Origin of the sequence: Stenotrophomonas sp. SbOxS2 (assembly GCF_013416715.1) — a bacterium.
Classification (GTDB): Bacteria; Pseudomonadota; Gammaproteobacteria; order Xanthomonadales; family Xanthomonadaceae; genus Stenotrophomonas; species Stenotrophomonas lactitubi.
The window spans coordinates 142,684-155,091 of the sequence record NZ_JAAVXD010000005.1; the positions used below are offsets into that span (position 1 = coordinate 142,684).

Annotated in this window: 10 protein-coding genes; 5 read left to right on the forward strand and 5 right to left on the reverse strand. The window is 66.2% G+C overall.

Features of this window, described 5'->3' with window-relative positions:
* Positions 1–97 precede the first annotated feature (97 nt).
* Both HFK18_RS10250 and HFK18_RS10255 read left to right on the forward strand, forming a co-directional pair.
* Positions 98–994: a siderophore-interacting protein gene (locus tag HFK18_RS10250; protein WP_180166214.1), complete on the forward strand. Its 897-nt coding sequence runs from the start codon at positions 98–100 to the stop codon at positions 992–994.
* A 77-nt stretch (positions 995–1,071) separates the two neighbouring features.
* On the forward strand, positions 1,072–1,464 hold the full coding sequence (locus HFK18_RS10255) for a hypothetical protein (RefSeq protein WP_180166216.1): 393 nt from the start codon (positions 1,072–1,074) through the stop codon (positions 1,462–1,464).
* Positions 1,465–1,592: 128 nt separating this feature from the next.
* Here HFK18_RS10255 and HFK18_RS10260 read toward each other — a convergent pair whose 3' ends face one another.
* The 4 genes from HFK18_RS10260 to HFK18_RS10275 all read right to left on the reverse strand — a co-directional run bounded on the left by HFK18_RS10260 (position 1,593) and on the right by HFK18_RS10275 (position 8,340).
* Positions 1,593–3,563 carry a M2 family metallopeptidase gene (locus tag HFK18_RS10260; protein ID WP_180166218.1) on the reverse strand — a complete coding sequence of 657 codons (1,971 nt, stop codon included), beginning with the start codon at positions 3,561–3,563 and terminating at the stop codon, positions 1,593–1,595.
* Between the two features lie 562 nt (positions 3,564–4,125).
* Positions 4,126–5,775, reverse strand: coding sequence for a phosphoethanolamine--lipid A transferase (locus tag HFK18_RS10265; RefSeq protein WP_180166220.1), 1,650 nt, complete (start codon positions 5,773–5,775; stop codon positions 4,126–4,128).
* On the reverse strand, positions 5,772–6,524 hold the full coding sequence (locus HFK18_RS10270; protein ID WP_180166222.1) for a phosphatase PAP2 family protein: 753 nt from the start codon (positions 6,522–6,524) through the stop codon (positions 5,772–5,774). The genes HFK18_RS10265 and HFK18_RS10270 overlap by 4 nt, the downstream gene beginning before the upstream one ends.
* A gap of 112 nt (positions 6,525–6,636) precedes the next feature.
* A complete protein-coding gene (locus HFK18_RS10275; RefSeq protein WP_180166224.1) occupies positions 6,637–8,340 on the reverse strand; it encodes a glycosyltransferase family 39 protein in 1,704 nt (567 codons plus the stop codon).
* A 132-nt stretch (positions 8,341–8,472) separates the two neighbouring features.
* Between HFK18_RS10275 and HFK18_RS10280 the strand changes: the two genes are divergently transcribed.
* Complete coding sequence (locus HFK18_RS10280; RefSeq protein ID WP_089236438.1) at positions 8,473–9,183, forward strand: response regulator transcription factor; 711 nt, start codon at positions 8,473–8,475, stop codon at positions 9,181–9,183.
* Positions 9,173–10,453: a HAMP domain-containing sensor histidine kinase gene (locus tag HFK18_RS10285; protein WP_180166226.1), complete on the forward strand. Its 1,281-nt coding sequence runs from the start codon at positions 9,173–9,175 to the stop codon at positions 10,451–10,453. The genes HFK18_RS10280 and HFK18_RS10285 overlap by 11 nt, the downstream gene beginning before the upstream one ends.
* Positions 10,454–10,540: 87 nt before the next feature.
* On the opposite strand, the gene HFK18_RS10290 is transcribed toward HFK18_RS10285, so the two are convergent.
* Entirely contained in the window at positions 10,541–10,930 is a 390-nt protein-coding gene (locus HFK18_RS10290; RefSeq protein WP_180166228.1) for a VOC family protein, read from the reverse strand.
* 156 nt (positions 10,931–11,086) lie between these two features.
* Between HFK18_RS10290 and HFK18_RS10295 the strand changes: the two genes are divergently transcribed.
* The gene (locus tag HFK18_RS10295; protein ID WP_180166229.1) at positions 11,087–12,343 is read left to right on the forward strand and encodes a DUF819 family protein; all 1,257 of its coding nucleotides are present in this window, start codon (positions 11,087–11,089) and stop codon (positions 12,341–12,343) included.
* Positions 12,344–12,408: the final 65 nt, after the last annotated feature.

The following is a 12,408-nucleotide window of genomic DNA, read 5'->3' on the forward strand; positions in this document are numbered from 1 at the left end:
CGGCGCCGGGAGCAGGGATTAGGCTGGGGTTTCCAGCGAGCCGGTTCGTGGATGCACGACAGCCAGCCATTCCGATGTCGTCGTATGAGGTACCCGCATGGCTGCGCAGCAGACCTACCGCCTGTTCGAGGTGGCGCTGAAGGAGCGCCGCGTTCTTTCTCCTTCCCTGGACCGCATGGTGTTCACCGGCGCCGACGTAGCGCGCATGAAGACCGAAGGCCCGGACCAACGCATCAAGGTGTTTTTCCCCTTGCCCGGCCAGGATGCGCCGGACGTGCCCAGCGGCGAAGACTGGTACGCCCGTTACCGGGCACTGCCCGATGACGCGCGGCCGCCGATGCGCACCTTTACCATCCGCCAACTGCGCGCCGGCGACTGCGAGGTCGACGTTGACTTCGTGCTGCATGGTGAGACCGGACCGGCCTCGCGCTGGGCCACGCACGCACGGCCGGGCGACCGCGTGGTGCTGCTGGCCCCCGACGCCGACTGCGCGGACAGCAGCGAGGGCTGGGAATGGAAGCCGCCAGCCGGGGTTGGCCAGGTGTTGCTGGTGGCCGATGAGACGGCATTGCCGGCAGTGGCCGGCATCCTCGAGGAACTGGCCGGGCTGGCCGATCCGCCGCGCACGCTGGCCCTGCTGGAGATCGCCCAGGCGGGCGATGCGGTGCCATTGAAGGCACCGGCCACGGCCGAACTGGTGTGGTTGCCGCGCGGGCAGGAGGTTCATGGGCAGCGGTTGCTGCAGGCCGTGCAGGCGCGGCTGGCGGCGGCCTCCGCCGTGGCCGAGGGTGCAGAACTGGACGAGATCGACGTCGACGCGCAGATCCTGTGGGAGCAGGCTGATGCCAGCGCGGACGGCGCGATGTATGCCTGGGTGGCGGGCGAGGCCGGCGCGGTGATGGCGATCCGCCGGTATCTGGTGAAGGACTGCGGCCTGGATCGCCGCGCGATCACTTTCATGGGCTATTGGCGGCAGGGGCGGGTGCTGGACTGAGTCGATACCGTGCCGGTGTGAACCAGCATGCAGGGGGCGTGGGTTATCCTTGCGCCCCCGCAATGCAAGCCCCACTGATGTCGACCTCTTCCAAATCCCGCCGCGACCAGCGCCGTCGCCAGGAACAGCAGGCTGCCAACAAGGCCGCCGCCACCGCCTCGCCCGTCGAGCCGCATGCCGAACTGCGCGACACCCAGCGCACGCTGCTGGCCGGCGTCGTCCGTCGCGATGGCGAATGGGTGCTGGGCATGGATGGCCGCATTGCCGGCCAGAGCGAAAGTGCGGCGCAGGTGCTGGCGCTGATCATGCAGGCCGGTGAACTGCACGAACGGCAGGGCACGCCGGTGCGCTTGATCTATTCGGATGCGCTGCGCGATGCGGCGCAGGCCGAAGCCAACGAGAAGGGCCAGACCTTCGAGGAATTCAAGGCCGAACTGGCTGCACAGCTGGCGGCGAAGAAGAGCAACTGATCGCGCCGAATCTGTAGAGCCGAGCCATGCTCGGCTTACCGTGCGCAGCACGGTGGAAAAGCAGCCGAGCATGGCTCGGCTCTACAACACCTGGAAAGGGGCGGATCCTCGCGGACCCGCCCCTTCTTTCATTTCGCCGCCGCTGCCGGTGCCGCGTTGGCCTGCCAACCGCACATCTGGCCTTCGTTCTGCTGCTTCAACCAGGCGTTGACCGGGCTGAAGTACTCGATCATCGGGCCGGCATCGAGCTTGTCCGAGCCGGTCAGTTCCTTCAGCGTGGCCTGCCACGGCTGGCTGGCGCCCTTGCTCAGCATCGCCCAGTACTTCTGGCCGGCTTCCTTGTTGCCGTAGAAGGTGCACTCGTGCAGCGGGCCCTTGAATCCGGAGGCATCGCACAGGCCCTTGTAGAACTGGAACTGCAGGATGCGCGCCAGGAAGTAGCGGGTGTACGGGGTGTTGCCCGGCACGTGGTACTTGGCACCCGGGTCGAAGAATTCCTCCCCACGGGTGCTGGCCGGTGCCACGCCCTGGTACTTGGCCTTCAGGTCCCACCAGGCCTTGTTGTAGTTGTCCGCAGTGATCGAACCATCGAACACGCCCCAGCGCCAGCGGTCGATCATCAGCCCGAACGGCAGGAACGACACGCCCGACAGCGCCATGCGCATCTGGTTGTTGATGACCGCTTCGCGGCTCTCGGTCGGCGCGTCGACCAGCCCGATCGAGCTGAGGTACTTCGGCGTCATCGCCAGCACGATGGTGTCGCCGATCGCTTCATGGAAGCCATCGTTGGCACCGCCCTGGAACAGCGGCGGCAGCGGGTTGTACGCCAGGTCGTAATAGATGTGGCCCAGCTCGTGGTAGATGGTGGTGAAGTTCTCTTCGTTGGGCTTGATGCACATCTTGGTGCGCACGTCGCCTTCCATGTTCATGTCCCAGGCGCTGGCGTGGCAGACCACGTCGCGGTCGTCGGGCTTGATGAACTGGGTCTTGTCCCAGTACGACTGCGGCAACGACGGCATCCCCAGCGACACGTAGAAGTCCTGCGCACGCTCGGTCATCTGCTTGGCGGTGCGCAGTTCGGCTTCGCGCTGCGCCTTGTACTGCGCGGCCACGTTCGCATCCTTGCCGGCCTTGGCCAGCGCCGCGCTCAGGTTGGTCTGGTACTGCTTTTCCAGTGCCGCGGTGATGTCCAGGCTGCCGGCACCCGGGTACGGTTCCAGCTGGTCCCACAGGTTGGACCAGTCCTGCTGCCACATGTTGCCCATCAGGTGTGCGGCGATCAGGCCGTTGCCCACCTCGGCCTTGTCCTTGCCATAGGTCTTGTCCAGCTTGCCGCGCGCATAGCAGTGCAGCTGCTCGTACATCGGCTTGACCTGTTCCCACAGGCGATCGGTTTCCGGGCCGATCTGCTCCGGCGGCATGTCATAGCCACTGCGCCACATCTGCCCGGCATCGGTGAAGCCCATGCCCTTGGCACCTTCGTTCACCAGGCCGACGAACTTCTGGTAATCACCGCGCATGCTCTTGGTGGTGCTGTGCCAGCCCTGCCAGGCATCAAGCTGCTGGTCGTAATCGCGGCTGCGCGCCAGCACCTGCTCCAGCTCGCCCAGCTGGCGGCAGGAGTTCGGATCGTTGGCGTCGGTGCAGTACTTGCCTGCGCCGTAGCTGCCTTCCATGCGGGTGGCGATCTGGGTCAGCTCGGCCAGCTTGGCCGGGTCGCGCGGCGCCGGCATCGACGACATCAGCTTCAGCAGGTGGATCGCGCGCTTGCTGTCCTCGCTCATCGGCTTGCCGTCGAACTTGCCGGCCTGCTCGATCCAGCTGTTGAGCTGGGTCAGGGAACGCTCATTGGCCTTGGCCGCGATGCGCTCTGAATCACTGTTGATGTAGGTGGAGGACAGCCACTGGGCCGAGGTCATCTCCGGGTAGGCCGCCTTGAATTCGGCATTGATGCGGGCCACGAACTGGTCGGCGGTTTCGCCGGCCGGTGCGCTGCTGCTGGCGGTATCGGTGCCTGGGGCAGCTTCCTTCTTGCAGGCGGCCAGGGCCAGCGTAGCGGCGGCGATTGCCGCGGCCAGCAGGAGATGACGGTGTTTCACGGGCGGTCCTTGGGTGGTGAACGACCGCCGAAGGCTAGTGGGCAGGGCTTGCCACCGCAAGTGGCAAAGGTCGGCAGGGCTGCGCCCTGCACCCGCAGAGGCCTTCAGGCAACGGCAACGTCCAACTTCAAAAGCGGGGATTCCGTGGGATGGCGGGGCAGTGTGGGCTTGCAGGACACGCCGTAAACCCATCCATGGGGGCTCGATGGCGCCATCCATGGCGCCAACGGTCCTGCAAGCCCACACCGCCCCACCTCTGACAGATCGCCTCGGCTGTTGGTGGGTGTCGACCTTGGTCGACACATCTGTCAGGTATCGAAAATCAAGACCCCGAGAAAATGGCCTGACAGATCGCGGAAATCTGTCGAAGGCGGGGTGGGTCCGGTGGCGGGAGTGTCCGCGGCATGGATGCCGCGGCCAAGCCCCCATGGACGGGTTTACGGCGTCTCCCGCCACCGGACCCACCCCGCCAACCCTCAGGAAACCCGCTTCTGCTTTTGCTTCGGCCCCTGCCGTTGCCGTCGCCTCTGCGGGTGCAGGGCGCAGCCCTGCCGACAAACCCTCAACTCTCGCAGCCGGCGAACAGATCGCGATCACGCTCGTACAGCGAGGTCTTCACCTGCATCAGCCCCAGCACCGACGGGAACAGGTTGTCGTGGTCGGTGTAGCTGGCCGAGCGCTTGCGCACGCACTGCAGATCCAGTCCACGGCTGCTGGCAAAGCCCGGTGAGAACCACATCGTCATTGGTACCCGGGTCTGCTCGGCCGGTGCGATCGCGTATGGCACGCCGTGCAGGTACAGGCCCTTTTCGCCCAGCGACTCACCGTGGTCGGACAGGTAGATCATCGCGGTGTCGTAGTCCTGCAGGCCCTGCAGCGTACCGATGGTCTTGCTCAGGAAATGATCGGTGTACAGCACGGCGTTGTCGTAGCTGTTGGTGATTTCTTCGCGCGTGCAGCGGCCGATGTCGCGGGTATCGCAGGTCGGGGTGAAGCGGCGGAAGGCGGGCGGGTAGCGCTCGAAATAGGCCGGGCCATGGTTGCCCAGCTGGTGCATCACCACCACCCGGTCACCCGGGCGTGCACGCACCTGGGTCGCCAGGCCCTGCAGCAGGATCTCGTCCATGCAACGGCCATCGGCACACAGCCCCGGCGTGGTCGCATCCGACAGTGACTGGAAATCCAGGCCCTCGCATACGCCCTTGCAGCCGGACTGGTTGTCGCGCCACAGCGGTGTGATGCCCGCGCGGTTCAGTACATGCAGCAGCGATTGGTGCGCACGGATCTTCTTTTCGTCGTACTCGTGGCGTCCCCACGGCGAGAACAGGCACGGCAACGACACCTCGGTGCTGGTGCCGCAGGAGTGCATGTCCGGGAAATTGACCACCGCCGCCTGGGCCAGCTCCGGCGTGGTGTTGCGGCCGCCATTCAAGCCCCAGTTCTGCGCGCGTACCGTTTCGCCCATCACGATCACCAGCAGGCGTGGCTTGCTGGTCGGTGCGCGCGGGGTCGCCTTGGCATCGGTACCGATCGGCAACTTCGGCGCGCGTTGCACCGGGTTGTCGCCGCGCAGCGCACGCGGCAGCCCCAGCAGCACATTGGCGGGCGTTGCCAGGTAGCGCACTTCGCGCTGGTTGCGCATCAGGGCCGACACATCCTGGAAGGACACCAGCGCGCCACCGAGTGCGGTGGCCGCAGCGACCAGCAGGAAGCCGATGCGCCACAGCAGGCTGCGGCCCCAACTGCGGCGGCGCAGTTCAACGCGCCACAGCACCACCATCGGCAGCGCGGCCAGCAGCAGTACCGGCCACAGCAGCGACACCGTCATCAGTTCGCGGCTTTCCTTCGGGTCGGTGGCCAGCACGTTGCGCAGCATGTCCGCATCCAGATAGATGTGGTAACGGCTCATGTAGTGCGCGGCGAACGCGGTGACCAGCAGCAATACGCTGATCACCACCTTGGCATTCCAGCGCCACACCAGGATGCCCAGCAGCACGCCGTGTGCACCCAGCAGCAGCAACAGCAGCGAAAGCGCATAGCGCAGGCTGCCCGGATGGCTGGCCATGGCGCTGTGCCAGAACAGGCCATTGCCGGCCACAGCGAAGAACAGGCTGGTGAGAATGATCAGCGCTTCGGTGGACAGCTGTGGCCGCCATGCGCGGATGCTGGCCAATGTCGGCAACCGGAAGGAACGTTGGACCGATGCGTTCATGCAATCGCCTCCTGGCAGGTCGAGCGGTCCAACTGACAGCGGACCATCAGGTACAGGCCCAGCGACAGCAGCCAACATATCAACGCGGTAGCAACGTCATGCGAAAGGAAATGGGCGCCACGAAGCTGCTGACCGATGCCGAACACCAGGCCACTGCCGAGGCCGATCCAAAGGCCGGCCCGGCGCCACGACGGTCGCCACAGCAGAGCGAAGAAATACAGGCACAGCCACGCGTAACCGGCGCTTGCGTGGCCGGCGGGGAAACAGGCGCGGGCGGCCATGCCGGTCGGGCGGTTGCTGAAAAGGCCGACGAACGGTTCGTGTCCGCCATAGCGCAGCAGATCCCACGGACAGTCCATCGGTACCAGCGACTTCAGCAGGGAAATCGTGCCCGTACCCAGAGCCATGGCAATCACCACATACAGCAGCGCCCAGCGCAGCGTGCGATCGCGACCACGACGCCAGTGGTGGAAGCACAGCAGCATCACCACCAGGGCCGCAGCGGTGCTCAACCATTTGCCGCCTTTATGCACTACCGAACGGGTCAGCCAGCTGTTCTGCAGGGCCCATTGACCGCCCTCCAGGCGGAACAGATGGTCGGCCAGCCACTGGTCGCCACCGAAGCCCATCAGCAGGGTGAACACCGCAATGCCGATGACAGAGGGCAGCCAAAGATGGGTAACGGCAAAACGCGACGCCAACAGCGATGGCGCGAAGGAGGCTGCCGGGGCAAGAGGACGAGCGGGCATGCAGGGAAGGGGCCGTTACGGGAATCCGCGGCCATGCTCGTCACTGGCATGTCGGAGAAGGGTCGTACATGCGTTTGCGCCGGGTTAATACGCACCCGGCGCAGATCGTCGTTCAGTCTTCATCGTCGTTGGCGCCGGCACGTTCGGCGTGGCACGCCGGGTCCCACGCAGTCCCCGGAAGCAACTGCCAACGATTGCGGTTTGCAACACCGATCTCGATGATCTGGGCCGGATTGACACAGGGGCTCATCGCCTCGTCCAGCACCAGCAACCAGCGCTTGTCCGGGGCCTCGGCCAACCATGGGCCCGCGTCGTGCCACTGCTCCGCCCACGGCCGCTTGAAGCCGAACTCGCGCACCGGCCGGTCGGCCTGCAGCAGGTTCTGTTCGCGCCAGGCCACCAGCGCAAGTTCCGCATCGGGCCCGATCCGCGTACCCACCCGGCGCATCACCGCCGACGCCGAGGCATAGGGGTCCAGCGCCGGTATCAGCACCAGTCCATACAGCATCCACAGCAGGCCGTGGGTGAGCAGCACCAGCGTGGCCGCGCGTCGTACCCGCAGCCACACCGCCAGCGTCGCCACGGCGATGGCGAAGGTCAGCAGGCCGTCGCCGAATACGGGCAGCAACGTGTCGGGCATCGCCCGCCGTGCCAGCTGCGCCTGCGCCCAGGGGCTGTCGGTCAGCATCATCACCCCCAGGACGCCGGTGACCAGCATTAGCAGCAGGCTGTAGCCGAACAGGTAGCGGCGCACGCACAGGCGACGCAGCAGGCCGGGCAGCAACGGTGCAACTGCCAATGCCATCGCCGGCAACATCGGCAGTACGTACACCTCACGCTTGCCGGGGCTGGCAGTGAAGAACAGCAGGACCAGCGCGGCCCAGCCCAGCAGCAGCCACTGGCGCTGGTCACCGCGACGCAGGCGACGCCACCACGGCTTGGTCATCAGCGGCAGCAGCAGGGCGCCGGGCAGCCACAGGGTGGCGATCACCTGCAGGTAATACCAGGCCGGCTGGCGATGGTGCCAGGCGTTGGCATAGCGGGTGCCGGTCTGCTTGAACAGCAGCTCGTGTGCGTACGATTGCAGCGATGCACTGGGTTCATGCAGCAGCGCCCAGCCCAGCGGCGCCAGCCATACCGCGGTGCCCAGCAGGAAGGCCGGGACCAGCCACAGCAGGCTGGCCGGGTGGGGGCCGTCCACCACCTGGCCACGACGGCGTTGGTACAGCCACCAGCCGAACCAGGGCAGCACCATCAGCAGCGGCAGGAAACCCACACCCTTGGTCACCGTGCCCACGCCAGCGGCGAAGCCGGCCAGCCACAGCGCCGGCAGGTTGCGGCGCTCGCAGAGGTGGCGCAGCAGGCCCCACAGGGCCAGCGTGGTCATGCCCACCAGCACCATGTCGATCTGCGCGCGCTTGGCCATCAGGCCGAACTGCAGGGTGCAGAACAGTGCACCAAGTGCATACAGCGAATGGCGTGGCGACCAAAGCCGGCGCGCCAGGTCCGAAACCAGCCACAGGCTGAGCAGCGCGGCCAGCAGCGACGGCAGCAGGAACGACCACTGCCAGCTGCCGACCACCTGATGGGCAGCGGCCTGCAGCCACATGAACACCGGCGGCTTTTCGGCGTACAGCTCACTGCCCCGGTGCGGCAGCAGCCACTCGCCGCTCTCCACCATGGCCCGCGCGGCCAGTACGAACCGTGGCTCGTCCGGTGGCTGCGGCTGGCGCATGCCAAGACCGGCAGCCAGCGCCATCACGATCAGCAGCCACAGCAGGGGAAGGTGCCAGCGGCGGGGCAGGGCAACGGGCACGGGGGGCTCCGGCAGCAAAACGGCCATTCTGATGAGGGGCACGTGGGAAAGCCGTCGGAGCCGCCGCCATGGCGACCGCATTCCGACATCCGCGGCGCTACCATGGTGGCACTTCCCGTGGATGTTTCGTGCATGCGCCTGTTGGTGATCGAGGACAACCGCCAGCTGGTGGCCAACCTGTTCGACTACTTCGAGTCGCGCGGGCATGTGCTGGACGTTGCCCCGGATGGCATCACCGGCCTGCACCTGGCCGGCAGCCACCCGTACGACGCGGTGATCCTGGACTGGATGCTGCCGCGCATGGAGGGCCCGGAGGTGCTGCGCCGGCTGCGCTCCGAGCACGTCTCGGAAGTGCCGGTGATCATGCTGACCGCGCGCGACGAACTGCCGGACAAGATCGCGGGCTTCCGTGCCGGCGCGGATGACTACCTGACCAAGCCATTCGCCTTGCCGGAACTGGAAGTGCGCCTGGAGGCGCTGCTGCTGCGGGCGCAGGGCCGCAATCCGCGCAAGCGCTTGCAGGTGGGCGACCTGGTGCTGGACCTGGCGACCCTGGAGGCGCAGCGTGCCGGCCAGGTGCTGCACCTGTACCCGGCCTGCCGCAAGCTGCTGGAAGTGCTGATGCGGGCCAGCCCGGGTGCGGTGACCCGGCAGCAGCTGGAATTCGCCCTGTGGGGTGATGAGCCGCCGGATGGCGACCTGCTGCGCTCGCATGTGTACGAGCTGCGGCGCAGCGTGGACGGCCCGTTTGCCGACAAGTTGATCCACACCCTGCCTCGGGTCGGTTACCGGCTGGCGTCGACTGCAGGCGCCGACGCACGGAACGATGACGATGGCGCGTAAACCCGGTCCGCTGTACCGGCGGGTGGTGTGGTGGCTGCTGGGCTACCTGGCGCTGATCTCGCTGGCAGTGTTCAGCGTGGGCAACTACGTGCACGAACACGCCGAGCATGCCGCGTGGCGCGCGCTGCTCAATTCGGAACTGGACAGCATTGTCGATCACACCGAGCACGAGCCGCACTATCGCTGGCAGGATTCGGACACATTGAGCCTGTTCCGCTTCAACGAAGCCAACATGCCCGCCAGCCTGCGCACCCTGCATCCGGGGTTGCATGACGGAGTGATGATCGGCGAGCGCGAGACGGCGGTGATGGTGCGCGATACCGGTTCGATGGGACGGGTTGCGCTGGCCCTGGACATCTCCGATTTCCACGACCTGGAACAGTTCGCCACACGCTGGGTGATGCTTGCCGGCATCATCATGATCTTCGTCACCGTGTTGATGGCCTCGTTCGGCATGGAGCGCATGGTGCGCCCGCTGAGCCTGCTGGCCCAGCACATCGGTGCACTGCGGCCTGGCGTGCAGGGCCAGCGCATCGACGTCGATCCGCGCGGTAGTTCCGAGCTGCATACCATTGCCGATGCGCTGAACGATTACCTTGATCGCAACGAGCAGTTCGTCGAGCGTGAGCGGGTGTTCATCAGCACCACGAGCCATGAACTGCGCACGCCGATCGCGGTGATGACCGGTGCCGCCGAGCTGGCCCTGGAACAGCCGGGCCTGCCCGAGCGCGCACGCCAGCAGATGCAGCGCGTACTGCGCACCGCGCAGGGTGTCGAGCAGCTGATCGAGTTGTTGCTGGTGCTGGCGCGTGATCCCGCACGTCTGGCCAGCCGCGCCGAGCGCATCGCCCTGGACCAGCTGCTGCCGGAGATCGTCGACGACCATCGCCATCTGCTGGGCGACAAGGACCTGAGCATCGGCATCCAGGCTGCGCCGGTGGACATCGTTGCACCACTGGCCGTGGTGCAGGCAGCGATCGGCAACCTGCTGCGCAATGCCATCGAGAACAGCGGGCGCGGTCATATCGAGCTGCGCCTGACCTCGGCAGCGGTGTTGACCCTGCAGGACCCCGGCCATGGCATGAGTCCGGAAGAGATCGCTGCGATCCACGCGCGGATGGCACGCGGGGAGCGTGGTGACCGCGGCGGCATCGGCCTGGAACTGATCGCGCGGCTGTGCGAACACCTGGGCTGGACCCTGCAGCTGCAGCCCTGCGAACCGCGCGGCACCCTGGCTTCGCTCGACTTTGGTACATCGCGGCCAGGCTGACCTGTCCGTCGACCGAGGTCGACGCCTACCAGGCAATGGCCGCGTGCGTTCTGGTAGGTGCCAACCTTGGTTGGCACGCTGGCCGCCTCAGCTTGCCGTCGGCCGCGCCACATGCTGGTCGATCAGGATCACGTTGCCGTCGGGATCAGCCAGCTGCAGGTAGCCCGTGCCCTGGCCATCAGGATCGGTGCGGAGCGCCAGTTCAATGCCCTTGGCATCCAGTTCGGCCTGTATCTCGCGGACGTCCTGGAAGGATGCCAGTTCCTGCTTGTGCTGGTCCCAGCCGGGATTGAAGGTCAGCAGGTTGCCCTCGAACATGCCCTGGAACAGGCCGACCACGATGCCGTTGTTGCGCAGTACCAGCCAGTTCTGCGCCGCATCACCACCGGTTACCGAGAACCCGAGCGCCTCATAGAACGCACGCGAGGTGGCCAGGTCCTTCACCGCCAGGCTGACTGAAAAAGCGCCGAGTTGCATGGGGCAGGCTCCAGAAGGGAATGCTGCGATTCTCGGCAGGCCTGCGCGTTGCCGCAAGCAGCGCAGCATGACCCTGCGTGAAGACTATGTTAATTTCGACCCGCGCCGCTTATGCGGCGCTTTTCTTTTCCGCTCTTTCGATCGACAGAGGATCCCATGCCGACCGAACCCGCTACCGCTACTGCCCTGATCAGCAACGACATCGTTGGCCTTGGTCTGATTGCCGCCACCCTCGCCCTGATCTTCTGGGCTGCCAGTGGCCCAACGCCCTTGCTGAAGAAGATCTTCGCCTGGGTACCCGCACTGCTGCTGTGCTATTTCATCCCCGCCATCTACAACACCGCCGGTGTCATCGATGGCCACAACACCTCGTTGTACAACCCGGTCGCACGTGACGTGCTGCTGCCGGCGGCATTGGTCCTGCTGACCCTGTCGATCGACCTGAAAGGCATCGCCAAGCTCGGCCCGAAGCTGCTGCTGGTGTTCTGCGCCGGCACCGCCGGCATCATGCTCGGTGCCATCGTCTCCTTCCAGGTGATGAAGCTGATCCATCCGGAAACCGTCGCCGGTGACACCTGGGCCGGGATGGCTGCATTGGCCGGCAGCTGGATCGGCGGCGGCGCCAACATGGTCGCCATGCGCGAAGTGTTCGGCACCGATGCCACCACCTTCGGCCAGTTCGCCGTGGTCGACGTGGCCTGCGCCAGCCTGTGGATGGCGATCCTGCTGTTCATGGCCAACCGCGCGCAGCAGATCGATGCCCGCAACGGTGCCGACACCCGCGCCATCGATGAGATGAAGGCACGCATCAGCGCCTACGAGGCGCAGAATGCCCGCATCCCCAGCATGACCGACCTGATGGTGATTGTCGGCGTGGCACTGGGCGGGGTCGGCCTGGCCCATGCCATCGCCGCACCGTTGTCCGGCTGGTTCAAGGCCAATGTCAGCTGGGCCAGCCAGTTCAGCCTCGACAGCCAGTTCGTCTGGGTGATCCTGTTGTCCACCGCGATGGGCCTGACCCTCAGTTTCACCCGCGCACGGCGGCTGGAAGCGGCCGGTGCTTCGCGCCTGGGCACCGTGTTCCTGTACTTTCTGATCGCCTGCATCGGTATGCAGATGAATCTGCTGTCGCTGCTGGATCGTCCGTGGCTGTTCCTGCTCGGTGCGATCTGGATGGCCACCCACGTGCTGGTGCTGTGGATCGTGGCCAAGCTGGTGCGCGCGCCACTGTTCTTCTTCGCGATTGGTTCGCAGGGCAACATCGGCGCCGCCGCCTCGGCACCGGTGGTGGCGGCGGCATTCCATCCGACGCTGGCGCCGGTAGGCGTGCTGCTCGGCACGGTCGGTTATGCCACCGGTACCGGACTGGCGTATGTGACCGGGTTGATCCTGAAGTGGATGGCCAACGGCTGAGTCGTCCAGCCGGGCGGCGCCCGGCACCCGCGGTAGTGCCGGCCGCTGGCCGGCAACCTCAACGG

Bases quoted from the DNA above. Each gene is read 5' to 3' on its own strand.
- HFK18_RS10250 (WP_180166214.1), top strand. From the start codon at position 98: ATGGCTGCGCAGCAGACCTACCGCCTGTTCGAGGTGGCGCTGAAGGAG.
- HFK18_RS10255 (WP_180166216.1), top strand. From the start codon at position 1,072: ATGTCGACCTCTTCCAAATCCCGCCGCGACCAGCGCCGTCGCCAGGAA.
- HFK18_RS10265 (WP_180166220.1), bottom strand. From the start codon at position 5,775: ATGAACGCATCGGTCCAACGTTCCTTCCGGTTGCCGACATTGGCCAGC.
- HFK18_RS10270 (WP_180166222.1), bottom strand. From the start codon at position 6,524: ATGCCCGCTCGTCCTCTTGCCCCGGCAGCCTCCTTCGCGCCATCGCTG.
- HFK18_RS10280 (WP_089236438.1), top strand. From the start codon at position 8,473: ATGCGCCTGTTGGTGATCGAGGACAACCGCCAGCTGGTGGCCAACCTG.
- HFK18_RS10285 (WP_180166226.1), top strand. From the start codon at position 9,173: ATGGCGCGTAAACCCGGTCCGCTGTACCGGCGGGTGGTGTGGTGGCTG.
- HFK18_RS10290 (WP_180166228.1), bottom strand. From the start codon at position 10,930: ATGCAACTCGGCGCTTTTTCAGTCAGCCTGGCGGTGAAGGACCTGGCC.
- HFK18_RS10295 (WP_180166229.1), top strand. From the start codon at position 11,087: ATGCCGACCGAACCCGCTACCGCTACTGCCCTGATCAGCAACGACATC.